The organism is Paraburkholderia sp. JHI869 (assembly GCF_038900775.1).
In the GTDB taxonomy this organism is placed as follows: domain Bacteria; phylum Pseudomonadota; class Gammaproteobacteria; order Burkholderiales; family Burkholderiaceae; genus Paraburkholderia.
On record NZ_JAYMSC010000019.1, the window covers coordinates 18404 to 35411 of the forward strand.

Annotated in this window: 13 protein-coding genes; 2 read left to right on the top strand and 11 right to left on the bottom strand. The window is 65.8% G+C overall.

Going from position 1 to position 17008, the window contains the following annotated elements; all coding sequences use genetic code 11:
• Window positions 1-82: 82 nt before the first annotated feature.
• The gene (locus VSR72_RS27495; RefSeq protein ID WP_342955507.1) at window positions 83-928 is read left to right on the top strand and encodes an aldo/keto reductase; all 846 of its coding nucleotides are present in this window, start codon (window positions 83-85) and stop codon (window positions 926-928) included.
• Between the two features lie 237 nt (window positions 929-1165).
• Here VSR72_RS27495 and VSR72_RS27500 read toward each other — a convergent pair whose 3' ends face one another.
• The 11 genes from VSR72_RS27500 to VSR72_RS27550 form a co-directional block, all read right to left on the bottom strand.
• Window positions 1166-2032: a hypothetical protein gene (locus VSR72_RS27500; protein WP_342955508.1), complete on the bottom strand. Its 867-nt coding sequence runs from the start codon at window positions 2030-2032 to the stop codon at window positions 1166-1168.
• 542 nt (window positions 2033-2574) lie between these two features.
• A complete protein-coding gene (locus VSR72_RS27505) occupies window positions 2575-4671 on the bottom strand; it encodes an ABC transporter ATP-binding protein (protein WP_342955509.1) in 2097 nt (698 codons plus the stop codon).
• A complete protein-coding gene (locus VSR72_RS27510) occupies window positions 4668-5564 on the bottom strand; it encodes an ABC transporter permease (RefSeq protein WP_342955510.1) in 897 nt (298 codons plus the stop codon). The genes VSR72_RS27505 and VSR72_RS27510 overlap by 4 nt, the downstream gene beginning before the upstream one ends.
• 5 nt (window positions 5565-5569) lie before the next feature.
• Window positions 5570-6592, bottom strand: a complete 1023-nt coding sequence (locus tag VSR72_RS27515) for an ABC transporter permease (protein WP_342955511.1) — start codon at window positions 6590-6592, stop codon at window positions 5570-5572.
• Window positions 6593-6631: 39 nt separating this feature from the next.
• Window positions 6632-8308, bottom strand: a complete 1677-nt coding sequence (locus VSR72_RS27520; protein WP_342955512.1) for an ABC transporter substrate-binding protein — start codon at window positions 8306-8308, stop codon at window positions 6632-6634.
• A gap of 250 nt (window positions 8309-8558) precedes the next feature.
• Window positions 8559-9578: a HoxN/HupN/NixA family nickel/cobalt transporter gene (locus tag VSR72_RS27525; RefSeq protein ID WP_342955513.1), complete on the bottom strand. Its 1020-nt coding sequence runs from the start codon at window positions 9576-9578 to the stop codon at window positions 8559-8561.
• 4 nt (window positions 9579-9582) lie between these two features.
• Window positions 9583-10098 carry a cupin domain-containing protein gene (locus VSR72_RS27530; RefSeq protein WP_342955514.1) on the bottom strand — a complete coding sequence of 172 codons (516 nt, stop codon included), beginning with the start codon at window positions 10096-10098 and terminating at the stop codon, window positions 9583-9585.
• Between the two features lie 141 nt (window positions 10099-10239).
• Window positions 10240-12348: an elongation factor G gene (gene fusA / locus VSR72_RS27535; RefSeq protein ID WP_342955515.1), complete on the bottom strand. Its 2109-nt coding sequence runs from the start codon at window positions 12346-12348 to the stop codon at window positions 10240-10242.
• Window positions 12349-12744: 396 nt separating this feature from the next.
• Window positions 12745-13263: a DUF192 domain-containing protein gene (locus tag VSR72_RS27540; RefSeq protein WP_342955516.1), complete on the bottom strand. Its 519-nt coding sequence runs from the start codon at window positions 13261-13263 to the stop codon at window positions 12745-12747.
• Window positions 13264-13507: 244 nt separating this feature from the next.
• A complete protein-coding gene (locus VSR72_RS27545; RefSeq protein ID WP_342955517.1) occupies window positions 13508-13711 on the bottom strand; it encodes a hypothetical protein in 204 nt (67 codons plus the stop codon).
• A 344-nt stretch (window positions 13712-14055) separates the two neighbouring features.
• Entirely contained in the window at window positions 14056-14637 is a 582-nt protein-coding gene (locus VSR72_RS27550) for a pseudouridine synthase (protein ID WP_342955518.1), read from the bottom strand.
• 536 nt (window positions 14638-15173) lie between these two features.
• Here VSR72_RS27550 and icd point away from each other — a divergent pair.
• On the top strand, window positions 15174-16430 hold the full coding sequence (gene icd, locus VSR72_RS27555) for an NADP-dependent isocitrate dehydrogenase (RefSeq protein ID WP_342955519.1): 1257 nt from the start codon (window positions 15174-15176) through the stop codon (window positions 16428-16430).
• The last annotated feature ends 578 nt before the right edge of the window (window positions 16431-17008 follow it).

Consider the following 17008-nt stretch of genomic DNA (forward strand, 5'->3'; position numbering starts at 1 on the left):
TGCGTATGACCGCATTACGCGCGAGGCGATACACTGGCCTGTCTTTGCCAGTCAGCGCCGTTGCAGCGCGCAAAGGGAGATCATGACGACCGATATTGCAAGCGTCGCATTGCCGGATGGCGAACGCATTCCGAAGCTCGGGCAGGGCACGTGGGAAATGGGCGAGCGCAGCGCGCATCGCGCGGCGGAGATCGCCGCGTTGCGCGAAGGCGTGGCGCTCGGCATGACGCTCATCGACACCGCCGAGATGTACGGCGACGGCGCGACCGAGCGCCTGGTCGGCGAGGCCTTGCAGGGTCTGCGCGACGAGGTGTTTCTCGTGAGCAAGGTGTATCCGCACAACGCGAGCCGCAGCGGCGTCGTGCGCGCGTGCGAGGCCAGCTTGAAACGCCTCGGCACCGACCGGCTCGATCTCTATCTGCTGCACTGGCGTGGCGGCGTGCCACTCGAGGAGACGGTCGAAGAGTTCGAAGCGCTCGTGCGCGCGGGCAAGATCCGCCACTGGGGCGTGAGTAATTTCGACACCGACGACATGGAAGAGCTGTTCGCCACGCCCGGCGGCGACGCGTGCGCGACCAACCAGATCCTCTACAACGTCGCGCGGCGCGGCGCGGAATTCGATCTGCTGCCGTGGAGCGCCGCGCATCGCATGCCGGTGATGGCGTATAGCCCCGTCGATCACGCGCGCCTGCCCAAGCGCTCGCCGCTCGACGACATCGCGCATGCGCACGGCGTGTCGGTGTATCGCGTGGCAATGGCCTGGGTGCTGGGTCAAAGCGGGGTCTGCGCGATTCCGAAGGCGGCTCGCGTGGAGCACGTGCGCGACAACCGCGCGGCGCTCGATCTCGTACTCGACGCGCAAGAACGCGCCGCGCTCGACGCGTATTTCAAGCCGCCGCGCAGCAAGCGTCCGCTGGAGATGCTGTAGGGCGCGAGCGGGGTGCGCACTTGCGCACGCGGTCATGGTCTGCGCCGGCGTATTGCGAGCAGACAGCCGGCGTGCCCACGAGGGAACACCGCGCGCGTTGCGCATCCGGCGACCGGCCCGCGGCGGCGGCGCCCGGCCGGGGGACCGGGATGCCGCCGCCGATGCCAGAACTGGCGCGCCTGGCCTTCGCGCCAGATCGGGGTGGCTGCAGCGGTCTGCCTGCACCGCCGTACAGGTTCAATGACCGCTGCCATGGCCGCCACCGTGTCCGCCGCCGTACCCGCCGCCCTGGCCGCCCGACGGTCCACCTTTGCCGAATCCGCCACCAAATCCACCGAACCCACCGAACCCACCGCCAAAGCCGCCGCCGAATCCGCCTGCGGGCCCGCCCGCTGGGCCGCTTGCCGATCCGCCGTGGCTGCCGCAGCCACAGCCGCCTGAACTGCCACCACCGTTGCTGCCACCACCGTTGCTGCCGCCGCCGCTGTTGCCGCCGCTATTGCCACCACTGTTGTTGCCACCACCGCCGTTATTGCCACCGCCGCTGTTGCCACTACCTCCCTTCCCGCCGCCGGAGTTGCTGGAACCGCCTCCCGAACCGCTCGGTCCCGTTCCTCCGACGCCAGCACTGCCGCTACGGCCAAGCCCTCCCGTGCTGGCCGTAGCGGCGCCCACACCGCCGTTGCCGCCGCTGCCGCTTCCGTTGCTGCTACCCGACGAACCCGAGCCGCCTCGGCCGCCGCCGTTGCCGCCGTTGCCGCGAAAACACGCGCTGCCCGTACGGCTGATGCAATCGTTCGGTGCGAACACGGTCGAAACGTCGCTCGCCAGGTCGGCTGAATCGGACTCCGAATCAGTCTTCGACGAGGTGCCGGCAGCCGGCGAACCTGTGGCGGGAGACTCGGCAGCCGCTGCGCCAAAAGCCCCGAAGCCTTCCGCTCCGCTCGCCGGCAAAGGCGCGTCGGCGAGCAGGATTACCGGATTGATGGTGTCGCCTTCGGCATGCGCGGCGATCGCGGGACACAGAACGCTCGCGCCCACCACACACATGCCGGCTCCCCGCCTTATCCAGTAGTAGTACTGATGAATATTGGTCTTTTTCATCTTGTTCTCCCTGCGAGACAGGCAGCGTCATGTGCTGTCGTCTCTCATGCCCCCATGCAGGCTGCACGCCTTGTGCGCGTGCGCCGTCCCCGTCAGGCTCGCTACCCGCTTTGCGCCGGCGTATAGAGTTCGATCCGGCTGGAGCGGTCCCCGCTACAAAGCAGGCACCCGGTCAGGCCGCGCGCAGGATGACCGGTTTGTGCAGGACTACTTGTGGATTGTCGGAGCCCATGGCGTGGGACGGCAGATTACAAGCGCGTCGAGCAACCGGTCATCCGTCCGCCCGGTGCGACGACCCGCGCGTGTCGCGGCGGATTGCACTGGATTGCAGCGGCCGGATGCCTGGTGCCGATGTAGCCAGTTTTGTGCCATCGGCCGGGGAAGGGCGTGCGCGATGGACTTGACAATTGATGTGTCGCCCGCGCGGCAGAAAATGCGCGGAAAACGTTACGGCGATGAAACGCACGCGCGCAATGGCGCGATTCGCGGGCGATTGCGGACTGCGCAACGAACCCGAGTGCGATATGTGCGCTATCGCATCGTCAGGTTGCCGATTGTGTGGCCGCGGTGGCGCTCTGTTGTGCGCGCAATTCGTCTACGGGAATGTGGCAGAGAATCCGGTGGCCGCCGCCCGCGTCGGCAAGTGGAGGGGGCGCTTCGTCGCACATGGCGCCGAGCCTACGCGGGCAGTGCGCGCTGAAAATGCAGCCGCGAGCCGTGGCCTGTGTGTCGTTTGCCGAAGCTGCGCCGAGCGCGCGGGCGGCCAGCAGCGTTTCTGTATACGGATGCCAGGGGCCGTCGAACACCGCGCCGGCCGGGCCGCTTTCCACGATGCGGCCCGCGTAAAGCACGACGATGCGATCGGCGAGATAGCGCACGACATCGAGGTCGTGAGAGATGAACAGATAACTCACGCCGCGTTCGCGCTGCAGGCGTGCAAGCAGGTTGAGAATCGCGGCTTGCACAGAGACGTCGAGCGCCGAGGTGGGCTCGTCGCAGATCACGATGCGCGGCTCGCCCGCGAACGCCTGGGCAATCGCCACGCGCTGTTTGAGCCCGCCCGAAAGTTGCCTCGCGCGCGCCACGAGATAGCGCGCCGGCACGCGCACGGCTTCGAGCAGCCCCGCGATGCGCGATTCGTCTGAGGCTTGGCGATCGGCCTGCGTGTCGTCGTGCGGACGGGACAGTGCGCGCTCGATCAGCCGCTTCACCGGCAGCGCGCGATTGAGCGAGGCGTCCGGATGCTGGAACACGACGCGCAGCGCCGCACGCTCGCTGGCGCCGCGTCGCGCGACGTGCGCGTGCAGGCGTTTGCCATCGAGTTCGACGGCGCCGCCCGCGTCGGGCGCATGCAGTCCGAGCAGCATGCGCGCGAGGGTCGTCTTGCCGCTGCCCGATTCGCCGACGAGGCCGAGCGTCTCTCCGGCATGCAACTCGATCGATACGCCGTCGAGTGCGCGCACGGCTTGCGCGCCGTGTCCGAAGGTGCGCGAGACGTCGAGCGCGCGCAGTACGACGCGCGGTTGCGCATCGGCGTTCGTTGGCGCATCGCTCGAAGTCTGCGAGCCGTCGCTGCCTCCGATCAGATTCCCGAACGGCAATTCCATCGCGCGCTCGTGATAGTGGCAGCGCGACATTTGCTCGCCGTGCGGCGACGTCATGCGATGCGGCGGCGGCGCCTGCTCGCGGCAACGCGCGTCGGCGAGGCGGCAGCGCGGCGCATAGATGCAACCGGGCGCGCTTGCGCCGGGCGCGGGCAACTCGCCCGGTATCGTGTCGAGCGCGCCCGCATGCTTGTTGCGCCCATGCGCCGGCAGGCAGCGCAGCAGGCCGACCGTGTACGGATGCCGCGCGCGCTCGAACACGTCGCGCGTGGCGCCTTCTTCGACTAACCGCCCCGCGTAAAGCACGCCCACGCGCTCGCACATGCGCCCGATCACCGCGAGGTCGTGGCTGATGAGCAGCACCGCCATGCCCAGTTCCGCACGCAGCTTCGCGATGAGATCGAGCACTTCGGCCTCGACGGTGGCGTCGAGGCCCGTCGTCGGTTCGTCGAGGATCAGCAGCGCGGGGTTCGACGCAAGCGCCATGGCGATCACCACGCGCTGCTGCATGCCGCCCGAGAGCTGATGCGGATAGCTCGCCAGCACGCGGCCCGGATCGGCAATGCGCACGCGTTCGAGCATCGCGTACGAACGTGAGCGGGCAACGCTCGCGTCGGCGCCCGCGGCCTCGAATGCCTCGTTCAACTGGCGGGCGATCGTAAGCGTCGGATTGAGCGCGCTGGCGGGGTCCTGATAGACCATCGAAACAGCGTTGGCGCGCAGCGTGCGCAGACCGTCGGCGTTGAGTGCGAGCACATCGTCGCCTGCAATCGCGATGCGCCCGGCCTTCACTCGTCCGTTGCGCGGCAGATAGCGCAGCGCGGCGAGCGCGACAGTCGACTTGCCGCAGCCCGACTCACCCACGAGCCCATACGCCTCGCCGCGCCGGATGCGCAGCGAGACGTCGGTGAGCACGTCGCGGTCGCGACCGCGCACGCGGTAGGCGACGGTGAGGCCGACGAGCGCGAGCGCGTCGTCGTCGCGCGGCGCGCTGAAGGTGGCGAGTGCGGGGCGTGAGGAAGCGGGGCGGTTCACGATTGCAGCACCTCGCGCAGGCTGTCGGCGATCAGGTTCACGGCCACCACGAGCGAGGCGATGGCGATCGCGTCGAAGGCCACTGTCCACCATGCGCCGCCCGCGAGCAGCGTGTACGACTCGGCGAGCGCGAGTCCCCAGTCGGCGGAGGGCGGCTGGATGCCGAAGCCGAGGAACGAAAGCGTCGCCACCGCGAAGATCGCATAGCCGAGGCGCACGGTCGCCTCGACGACGATGGGCGGCCATACGTTCGGCAGAATCTCGGTGAACATCACTTCGAAAGCGTTCGCGCCGCGCAAACGCGCCGCCGCCACGTAGTCGAGATGACGCTCGGCGAGCACGGCCGCGCGCACCGTGCGCGCGATGAGCGGCGCGAACGTAATGCCGATCACGAGCACCACGGCAAGATTCGAGGCACCCACGGCCGCGAGCACGAGCAGCGCGACGATCACGAGCGGCAGCGCGAGCACGGCGTCGAGCGTGCGCGCGACGAGCGTGCCGAATGCGCCTTCGAAATAGCCTGTGACGAGCCCGAGCGCCGCGCCCGCGAGCGTGCCGACGAGCGTGGCGAGCGGCGCGATCGTGAGGATGTCGCGCGCGCCCACGATCACGCGCGAGCAGATGTCGCGGCCGAGCTGATCGGTGCCGCACCAGTGCGTATGGTCAGGCGGCAGAAGCGAACTGAGCGGATCGGACGCGTAGGCGTCGTGCGGCGCGAACCACTGGCCCGCGAGTGCGCAGACGATCCACCACAGGAGGATCAGCGCACCGGCGACGAACGAGGGCGAACCCAGCAGCAGGTGCAGCGTGTCGCGCAGACGCGTATCCGCGAGCGCTTCTTCGCCTGGGGCGCCCGGCGGTTCGCCGCAAGGGGAAATTGCTTCGGATGCCATATCTTTCATGCGCCTCCTGGCGTGCGCAGGCGCGGGTCGAGCAACGCGTGCAGTGCATCGGCGGCGAGATTGGCGAGCGTGTAGACCGCGCCCACCGCGAGCACGCCCGCTTCGAGCAACGGAAAGTCCTTGGCCTTCGCCGCGTTGAAGATGAGCGAGCCTACGCCCGGATAGCGGAACAGCGATTCGACCACGACGAGCCCGCCGATCAGATACCCGAGCTGCGTGGCCGCCACCGTCACGCTTGGCAGGAGCGCATTGCGCAACACGTGCCGCACGATCACGACGTGGCTCGGCAGCCCCTTGAGAATCGCGGTGCGCGTGTAGTCGGCGTCGAGCGCCGTGATCGTGCCCGCGCGCGCGATGCGCGCGAGATAGCCGAAGAACACGAGCACGAGCGGCAGCACGGGCAGCACGAGATGGCGCAATTGTTCGAGCACGCCCGCGCCGCTGGGCGCGGTGGCCTCGATGGGCAGCCAGCGCAGCCACACGCCGAAGATGAGGATCAGCACGATCGACGAGACGAACTCCGGCACGGCGCTCGCGCACAGGCCGCCCGTGCTGATCGCGCGGTCGATCACGCGGCCTTCGTGCAGCGCCGCCCACACGCCGCCCGCAATACCGAGCGGCACCACCACCACGAACGCGAGCAGCCCGAGCTTCGCCGACTGCAACAGCGCGTCGCCTACGAACGGCGACACGGGCTCTTTGTAGCTCCACGACATGCCGAAGTCGCCGCGCAGCGCATGCGTGATCCATGAAACGTACTGGTCGAGCACCGGCCGGTCTGCGCCCAGTTCGTGATTGAGGGCGGCCACGGCGCGTGCGTCGGCGAGTGGGCCGAGCACGGCGCGGCCGATGTCGCCGGGCAGCAACTGGCCGCCCGCGAACACGAGCACCGAAAGCAGCCAGAGCGTGAAGATCGCCCATGCGGCGCGCCCGCCGAGAAAGCGCGCGACGCCCGCGCGCGGAGCGAATGCGCGCGCGGAGCCGGCCGGATTCGACATGGGCGGGAGCGGAGTAGCCATCGGACCTCCGTTTCGGGTGCGCTAGCCTCGTGCGCCGGTTCAGGCGGCGAGCGTCGCGCGGTCGAAATAGAGCTGGGCGAGCGCCGTGAAGCGCACGCCGGAAAGCACGGCGCGCTGCGCGATCAACTGGTCGTAGAAGTACGGGATGATCACGGGCGTTTCGTCGAGCAGGAGCGTCTGGATCTGCCTCGCCACCTGCTTCTGGGCCGCCACGTCGAGCGTCGCCGCAAACTGCGCGACCAGCTTGTCGTACTGCGCGTTGCGAAAGTGCGCCGCATTCCACGTGCCGCCCGAAGTGAGCGGCGCGTTGAGAAACACGTTCGGCACGCCGCGATGCCCATAGTCGGTAATGCCCAGCGGCGAGTCGAGCCAGTCCGATTTGCCGAACGTGCCCGCGCCGTAGTACTGCGACTGGCTTTCCACCTTGAGCGTAATGCGAATGCCGACCGCCTTCGCCGCGTTCTGCACGACCACGGCGAGGTCGGGGATCTCCATGTACTTCTCGGTGGTGAGCGTCACATCGAAGCCGTTGGCGACGCCCGCCTGCGCGAGCAACTGGCGCGCCTTCGCGACATCGAGCTTGCGCTGGGGCACGTCGGTTGCCGTCGAGGGGAAGATCGGCGCGAACGGGCTGTCATTGCCCACCTCGGCGCGGCCCTTGAAGAGCCCGCGCACCATCACGTCGCGATCGAGCGCGAGCGCGAGCGCCTGGCGCACGCGCTTGTCCTTGAACGTGGGCGAGTCGTTGCGCATGTGGATCTGGCGGTGCGCGCTCGAGCGCACGCCGATCACCTTGAAGTCGGGATTGTTCAGGATGCCGATGCCGCCCTGCACGGTGAAGGTACCCATCACGTCGGCCTGGTGGCCTTGCAGCGCGAGCAACTGCGCCTGCTCGTCGGCGTAGAAAGCGAATTCCACGCGCGCGGGCAGCGCCTTGTCGCCCCAATAGTCGGGATTGCGCACGAAACTCACGCCGCGCCGCGCTTCGAATTTGTCGAGCTTGAACGGCCCCGTGCCGATGAAGCTCTTTTCGTAATTGCCCGCATAGTTCGCGGGCAGCATGATGGCGTTGTAGTTGTCCGAAGAAACGTAATAGGCGAAGTTGCCGTTGGGAGCGTCGAGGTGGAACTCGACTGTGTGATCGTCGACGGCTTTCGTGCCGCCTTTCGAGAGCACGCCCTTGAGCACCGAGAGCGCCGCCGAGCCGGTTGCCGGATCGGCCAGGCGATCGAACGTCGCCACCACGTCCTTCGCGCCGAACGGCTGGCCGTCATGGAACTTCACGTTGGGGCGCAGCTTGAACGTCCAGACGTCTGCTTTCGCGTTGGCTTGCCACGAGAGCGCGAGGGCGGGTTGCAGATGGCCTTGCGCGTCGTCGTTGGCGAGGAATTCGCCGGTCTGGTTCAAAAGACACAGCGCGCCCGCGTCGGTCACGGTGAGCGGGTCGACGGCGCCCGCGGGCATCAGGTGCGCCACGCGGATCGTCTGCTCGCCGGGCTTGCCGGCGCCCTGTGCGTGCGCGCCGCGTGGCACGCCGAGTCCCGCAATCGCAGGCAGCGCCGTGAGGCCGATTGCGCTTGCATAGCGCAGCAGCTCGCGGCGCGTGAGGCGGCCGGCAGCGAATTCGTCGAGAGCGTGGTTGCCGTGATCGCCGGCCTGAGGGCGCAGCGCTTCGAGGCTGGCGAGGAGGGGACGGCGGGACTGCGGTCGTTTCATCGGTGCGGGTTTCCGTGCGATTCCGTTCAGGGGACGCGCGAGGCCCAAGGGCTTGCGCGACGGCGGCATGCGGTACGGCAGACGACGAATGGGTGCAGCTAGGCGAAACGATTGATGAGGCTATCGATAAGGCTGTGAAGCGCAATAGCTGGGCCTAGTTTACGCGCTTTCGGCAAACGAGGCGAAGGGTAGGGTTAAGCGGGGTTGCGCGCCTGTGGCGCGCCGTGCCTACGAGCGAGCGGCGTGCGTTCTAGCGCACAGCAGCGGGCCGGCGCCAGCGATGGAACAGCACAGAGCCGATCCAGCACGCGATGAACGCCGCGACGATGCCGTAGCCCAGCTCGCCGAAGCGTTCGTTCAGGCCGGCTATGAGCGTCCACGCGCCGCCGTTTGCACCGAGCTTGTCGGCGATGAGCCCGAGCGCTTCCACGCCGCCGATCACGATCGCCACGAGCGCCGAGACGAACGTGATGCTCGCGTTGTAGTAGAGCTTGCGCCTGGGGTCGTCCATGGCCCAGCCATAGGCGTGGACCATCAGCACGTTGTCGGTGGAATCGACGAGCGTCATGCCTGCCGTGAAGAGCGCGGGGAACACGAGAATCGAATACATCGGCAGGCCCTTGCCCGCTTCGGCGGCGGCGATGGCGAGCAGGCCGATTTCGGTGGCCGTGTCGAAGCCGAGGCCGAACAGCACGCCCACGGGGTACAGGTGCCAGCTTTTCGTGACGAGTGCGAAGAGCGGCCGCAACGCGCGCGAAAAGAGGCCGGCGGGAGCGGGTGCATCGGCGGCGGCGAGCGCCGCATCGTCGCCTTGCTGTGCGCGCCGGTAGCGCAACCACACGTCGCGCAGGATCACGAGATTCACGCCCGCAAGCACGAGCAGGAACGTCGACGAAACGAGCGTGCCGATGGTCGAGCCGATTTCGTGGAACTGCTCGAAGCGCCCATGCAGCGAGAGCGCCGTGAGCGCGATGCCGAGCGTGGCGGCGACCACGACCGTCGAATGGCCGAGCGAGAACGCAAGTCCCACGCCGAGCGGGCGCTGGCCCTGCTGCATGAGCTTGCGCGTGACGGCGTCGATGGCGGCGATATGGTCGGCGTCCACCGCGTGGCGCAGGCCGAAGCCGTAGGCGAGCAACGCCGTGCCGAGCAGCAGCGGATAGTGGCGAAACGCGATCAGCGCCCACGCCCACGCGCCGAGATTGGCGGCGACGAGCGCGGCATAGAGCGGAATCAGGCGGGCGCGCAGCGAGGCAGTGGGCGTCGGCATCGGCTCAATGGTCGTGCGGATGACGGTGGATGGGATCGACCCAGTACACGGTTTCCGGCGCTTCGACGGCGTCGATGTTCAGGTTCACCACCACGGCCTCGTTGTCGCTGCGCACGAGCACGCATTCGAGCGGATCGTCGGTGCTCGCGTTGATCTCCTGATGCGGCACGTAGGGCGGCACGAAGATGAAGTCGCCCGGGCCTGCCTCGGCCGTGAACTCCAGATGCTCGCCCCAGCGCATGCGCGCGTGGCCGCGCACGACATAGATCACGCTTTCCAGTGCGCCGTGATGATGCGCGCCCGTCTTTGCGTTCGGATGGATCGTCACCGTGCCCGCCCAGATCTTTTGCGCGCCTACGCGCGCTGCGTTGATCGCAGCCGCGCGGTTCATGCCGGGCGTCTGCGCCGTGTTCGTATCGAGCTGGTCGCCGCGTATCACCTTGACGCCGTTTTCGCGCCAGTCGGGCGCGGCGTCGTCGTGATGATCGTGGTCATGGCCATGGTCGTGATCGTGGCTCATCGTCGTGTCTCCTTGACTGTGGGCGTCGCAGCGTTATCGCTGCATTGTGGCATGGTCATAATTGCGCCGCGCGCATGAAAAAAAGCCCGTCCGCAAGGGGACGGGCTTTCGTGTGCACAGCAACGCCTGCACGTCGTGCGCTCAAGCCTTCTTCGCGTTGATGACCGCTTCGGCCACGTTCTGCGGGGTTTCTGCGTAGTGCTTGAACTCCATCGTGTACGTGGCGCGGCCTTGCGTGAGCGAGCGCAGCGACGTGGAGTAGCCGAACATCTCCGAGAGCGGCACTTCGGCGCGCACGATCTTGCCGCCGCCGCCCGCGATGTCCTCCATGCCCTGTACGATGCCGCGACGGCTCGACAGATCGCCCATCACGTTGCCCATGAAGTCTTCGGGTGTTTCCACTTCCACGGCCATCATCGGCTCGAGCAGGATCGGCTTGGCCTTGCGCATCGCTTCCTTGAAGGCCATCGAACCGGCCATGCGGAAGGCGTTTTCGTTCGAGTCCACGTCGTGGTACGAGCCGAACGTGAGCGTGACCTTCGTATCGACCACGGGGTAGCCCGCGAGCACGCCGGCCTTGAGCGTTTCCTGGATGCCCTTGTCGACTGCCGGGATGAACTCGCGCGGAATTACGCCGCCCTTGATGGCGTCGACGAACTCGTAGCCCTTGCCGGGCGTCTGCGGTTCGAGCGTGATGACCGCGTGGCCATACTGGCCGCGCCCGCCCGACTGCTTGACGAACTTGCCTTCGACATCTTCGACCTTGTTCTTCACGGTCTCGCGATACGCGACCTGCGGCTTGCCGACGGTCGCCTCCACGCCGAACTCGCGCTTCATGCGGTCGACGAGAATTTCGAGGTGCAGCTCGCCCATGCCGGAGATGATGGTCTGGCCGGACTCTTCATCGGTTTGCACGCGGAAAGAGGGGTCTTCCTGCGCGAGGCGATTGAGCGCGATGCCCATCTTTTCCTGGTCGGCCTTGGTCTTCGGCTCGACGGCCTGCGAGATCACCGGCTCGGGGAAGATCATCCGTTCGAGCACGATGGCATGCGCCGGATCGCAGAGCGTATCGCCCGTCGTCGCTTCCTTCAGGCCCACCGCGGCTGCGATGTCGCCCGCGCGCACTTCCTTGATTTCCTTGCGCTCGTTCGCGTGCATCTGCAGGATGCGGCCCAGACGCTCTTTCTTGTCCTTGGTCGCGTTGAGCACCGTGTCGCCCGAATTCACCACGCCCGAATAGACGCGGAAGAAGATCAGCTGGCCGACAAACGGGTCGGTCATGATCTTGAAGGCGAGCGCCGAGAACGGCTCGTCGTCGCTCGGGTGACGCTCGATTTCCTTGTCGTGGAGGTCGTGGCCGAGAATCGCGGGCACGTCCACCGGCGAGGGCAGGTAGTCGATCACGGCGTCGAGCATGGCCTGCACGCCCTTGTTCTTGAACGCGCTGCCACAAAGCATCGGCACGATCTCGTTGGCGATCGTGCGTTTGCGCAGCCCGCCCTTGATTTCCTCTTCGGTCAGGCTTTCGTGGTCGTGAAGGTATTTTTCGAGCAGCGTTTCGTCGGCTTCGGCCGCGGCTTCGACCATCTTCTCGCGCCACTCGTGCGCCAGTTCGACGAGATTCGCAGGAATCTCCTCGTACTCGAACTTCACACCCTGGCTTTCGTCGTCCCACACGATCGCCTTCATCTTCACGAGATCGACCACGCCCTGGAAGTGATCTTCCGCACCCACCGGAATCTGGATAGGCACGGCAACGCCTTTCAGGCGCTCGCCGATCTGCCGCTGCACGCGGAAGAAGTCGGCGCCCACGCGGTCCATCTTGTTGACGAACGCAATACGCGGGACCTTGTACTTGTTCGCCTGGCGCCACACGGTCTCCGACTGCGGCTGCACGCCGCCCACGGAGTCGTACACCATGCACGCGCCGTCCAGCACGCGCATGGAGCGCTCGACTTCGATCGTGAAGTCCACGTGCCCCGGGGTGTCGATGATGTTGATGCGGTGTTCGGGGTAATTGCCGGCCATGCCCTTCCAGAACGCGGTGGTCGCGGCCGAGGTGATCGTGATGCCGCGTTCCTGTTCCTGCTCCATCCAGTCCATGGTCGCCGCGCCGTCGTGAACCTCGCCGAGCTTGTGATTCACGCCGGTGTAGAAAAGGATGCGCTCGGTCGTCGTGGTTTTGCCGGCGTCGATGTGAGCGCTGATCCCGATGTTGCGATAGCGCTCGATGGGGGTCTTGCGAGGCACGGTGATCTCCTTGGAATGACGCGCCATGGAAGCTGCCGGGCGGCACGCGGCGCGGCCAGCGCGCGGCCCGATGCGCCGCAGGCACGCGCCTTGGTGGCACGCGCCATGCGGGGGTTTATAGGATAGCGCTTGCGCGCCGGTTTTGCAGGGCGTATGCCGCGGCGCGGGACGAAACCAGAGCGGGCGGAACCGGGCCGCGGCGGCGCCAGGCGGGGCGCTGGCGCGATGGGGCGCGCCATGCGCCGTGGCAACGACGCACGCGGGCGCTCTCGGCGTAGGAAAGCGGGCGCAAAAAAAGCCGGCGCCGCGTGCGTGCGGGGCCGGCTTGCGATTGCGCTATTTCGCTATTTCGCTATTTCGCGCTGCGCGCGTATGTCGCGCGTTGGGAAATCGCGCTTATTGCAGCGGCGGCAGTCCCTGAATTTTCATGCCTGGCTTGATGCCCTTCGCCGTGAACCAGCCCTTGGGCATTTCGAGCGCAAAGGTGCCGTTGTTTCGCGGGCAGTGGTTGTTGGTCGTTTCGGCCTGCATCTCGTCGATGTCGGTGATCGTGCCGTCGGCGCGAATGAAAGCGATCGACAACGGGATCAGCGTGTTCTTCATCCAGAAGCAGTGCACGGCGTTTTCGCCGAACACGAACAGCATGCCTTCATTGGGCCCGAGCTGCGAACGGTACATGAGGCCTTGTTCGCGGTCCGCGTCGTTGGCGGCGACCGCCGCGTCGATCACGAACATGCCTGCCGTGAGCTTCACGCGTGGAAATTCGCTGGGCTGCTTGGCCCCCGGCGGTATCTGCTGCGCTAGCGCCATGCTCGACGTTGCCGCCGCGGTGAACGTGAGCGCCGCGAAAGCGGCAAACGGCAATGCAACGACTAGCGCGAGGCGCACGAAGAACGAGCGCAGGGAAAATCGCACGAGAGACTCCTTGCTGTAGGTTAATCCGCGCATGTTACGCGACCAGGTCAGAGCGGGTCAAAATGCGCGGCGCGGTGAACGTCGTCATTCACGTCATCGACGTGATGCGGCGAGCGCGCATGTCAAAAAAATGCCTGCAAATCAAACGGCCAAACAAAAAGGCAGAACGCCTTGCAGCGCTCTGCCTTTCGTCGCGCTGAAGAGCGGCAAGGAATGCCGCTGCTTCATGCGTCTTACAGCAAGCTTACTCCGAAGCTGCCGAAGCGGCTTCAGCCTTCGCTGCCTTCTTGTGCGACGACTTCTTGTGCGACTTCTTGTGCGTCGACGACTTGTGAGCAGCCGAAGCAGCAGCAGCCGGAGCAGCCGAAGCAGCTTCCGGAGCCGAAGCTTGTGCGAATGCAGCCGATGCGAAGAGGCCAGCGACCAGAGCAGCGATCAGTTTGTTCATGTTGTGAATCCTCAAGCTTGAGTTGATTAACCAAATGACCCGGTTTTTGGAGTCAGGTCGGTAAACGTGCCATCCACCTTTCGGTTGACAGTCGCTTTCGACAAATTCGCGTGAATTTGATTTCTGCGTCTGCCAGCGGTCGGGACCGAGCATTGCTGCGAAGCCCCTGAAGGCTGAATGCCGGATAGCTTCTGGAGGCATCTGCGTCGAATAACGCACGGTCTCGCGAGACGGTTGACGCGAAGTTTTCATTTGCTTCGTAACGAGACGCAACAGAAAGACGAGGGACGTACCGCGCGATTCGAAAAAAATCGATCAGCAAGTGAAAAGTGCTTGCACAACAATCACTTGTGTTTGTGAGGTGTGTTTTGCCAGGGCGCATTGGCGGGCACGTCGATGCTGTCGCCGGGCATGAGGCCGAGCGAAAAAATATCGAGTGCGCCAATCGCGACGCGTACGAGCCGCAACGTTGGATAACCCACTGCCGCGGTCATGCGCCGCACCTGCCGGTTTTTGCCCTCGCTGATCGCGATCTCCACCCACGTGGTGGGTATTGACGCGCGATAACGAATCGGCGGATTGCGCGGCCACAAATTCTCGGGCTCAACAATGATTCTTGTTCGGCACGGCTGCGTCACGAAGTCACCGAGATCGACGCCGCGTTCGAGCGCAGCGAGCGCTGCGGCATCGGGCGCGCCTTCCACTTGCGCCCAATAGCGCTTCACGAGCTTGCGCTTCGGTTCGGCGATCCGGGCCTGCAATGCGCCGTCGTCGGTGAGGAGCAGGAGACCTTCGCTATCGGAGTCGAGCCGGCCCGCGGGATACACGCCCGGCACCTTCACCCAGTCCGCGAGTGACTGACGCGTTTCGTGCGGCGAGAACTGGCAGATCGTGCCGAACGGTTTGTTGAGGGCGATTAAACGCATGACGGGGCGACGGGGGCGAAGGGATGACTGGCTAGCGCCGAGATCTTAATGCATATTGCGCCGAGCCGATTTTTATCTCTTATATAAGATATAAGACAGGGGCGAGCCGGATCACCCTTCTGCGGCTTCGACAACCGCGTACGAGCGTGTCCCGCGCGCGGCCCGGACGGACTCGGCATGTGGCGTCGCAGCATCGCAAGCGGCTTGCCTCGCGCCGGCGTTCATGTGAAGCGCGCGGCACGCATGCGCCAGGCGTGGGCTAGAATAGCCGCCAGACCCCCACGCGACGGGCCGCTCGCGCCGCCTGGCAAGCCGCTTACCGCGCTTGTGCTGCGCGGTGCGTCGCGTGTCCCTGGACAGTCTTGCAGCCTATATCGACCGCGTCGACCGCGCCGGTTGTCGAGAAGCCGTAACGGCGAATGCAGGCGGGATGCCTCTCCCGCCGGGCGAACAGGCTTCGTCGCCGCCCAGAGGCATCGGGCGCCGGGCGCCGCGTCAAACCCGCTACAACAGCCTTGCCCTTACTGGAGTCGATCATGTCGTATCAGCACATTGTGGTTCCGACCGGCGGAGAAAAGATCACCGTCAATCCGGACTTCTCGCTCAACGTTTCAGACCGGCCGATCATCCCGTACATCGAGGGCGACGGCACGGGCGTGGACATTACGCCGGTCATGCTCAAGGTGGTCGACGCTGCGGTGGAAAAGGCCTACGGCGGCAAGCGCAAGATCCACTGGATGGAAATCTACGCGGGCGAGAAGGCGACGCGCATGTACGGTCCCGACGTGTGGCTGCCCGAAGAAACGCTCGACGTCGTGAAGGAATACGTCGTGTCGATCAAGGGGCCGCTCACGACGCCCGTTGGCGGCGGCATCCGGTCGCTCAACGTCGCGCTGCGCCAGCAACTCGACCTCTACGTTTGCCTGCGCCCCGTGCAGTACTTCAAGGGCGTGCCTTCGCCGGTGCGTGCGCCGGAGAAGGTCAACATGGTGATTTTCCGCGAGAACTCGGAGGACATCTATGCGGGCATCGAATGGCCCGCGGAGTCCGAAGGCGCGAAGAAGCTCATCAAGTTCCTGCGCGAAGAGATGGGCGTGGCGAAGATCCGCTTCCCGGAAAGCTCGGGCGTCGGCGTGAAGCCGGTGTCGCGCGAGGGCACGGAGCGTCTCGTGCGCAAGGCGATCCAGTATGCGATCGACAACGAGCGCCGCTCGGTCACGCTCGTGCACAAGGGCAACATCATGAAGTTCACCGAAGGCGCGTTCCGCGACTACGGTTACGCGCTCGCGCAGAAGGAGTTCGCTGCGGAACTGATCGACGGCGGCCCGTGGATGAAGATCAAGAACCCGAAGACGGGCGGCGACATCGTGATCAAGGACGTGATCGCCGATGCCTTCCTGCAGCAGATCCTCCTGCGTCCGGCCGAATACGACGTGATCGCCACGCTGAACCTGAACGGCGATTACATTTCCGATGCGCTGGCGGCGCAGGTGGGCGGCATCGGTATCGCACCGGGTGCGAATCTTTCGGACTCCGTGGCGATGTTCGAGGCCACGCACGGTACGGCGCCCAAGTACGCGGGTAAGGACTACGTGAATCCGGGCTCCGAAATTCTCTCGGCGGAAATGATGCTGCGCCATCTCGGCTGGGTCGAGGCGGCGAACCTGATCATTGCCTCGATGGAGAAGTCGATTCTGCAGAAGCGCGTGACTTATGACTTCGCGCGTCTGATGGAAGGGGCGACGCAGGTGTCGTGCTCGGGCTTCGGTCAGGTGATGATCGAGAATATGTGAGTGTGACGCTGACTCGGTCAACACAACCCCGGTGGACCTCTGGTTCACCGGGGTTTTTCTTTTTGCGCCTCACTCTGTGAGCTTCGTGATCTTTTGCCCTTGCACGCCAAGCCCGGCCATCAGTCCGGCCTGGCCGAATACGAAAGCGTACAGGTCGGAAGTTCTGAGCGCCGGCCTGCAAGCCGTAAGAGAGCGCGCTGACGTTGTAATAGCCAGGCACCTTCCCATCCTTCGAAAACAGCACACCGTTGCCGCCCGAGCCGCCAACGTGCCACCGCGTCGTGCGCGTCGCGATGTCTCCAGTGCGATATGATGATGCTCGTCAACCCGGTCGGTTCTTCGCCCAAGTCGCATGCCTTTTCTGTGTCGTCTTTTCCTTGCTTGCCTGTTCGCGCTCTTCGCCGTGCGCGGCGCGGGGGCTTGCGAGCACATGCACGGAGTTGAGCAGGCGGCGCGCGCCGTCGTTGTGGCCAGCGCTCATTGCGGCACTATGAAACCCGGCAGCATGACGAACGCTGGCGACCACGGTTCGCACGGTGCGTGTGGCGCGAGTTGCTGCGTCGCGGGTTGCGGCGTGC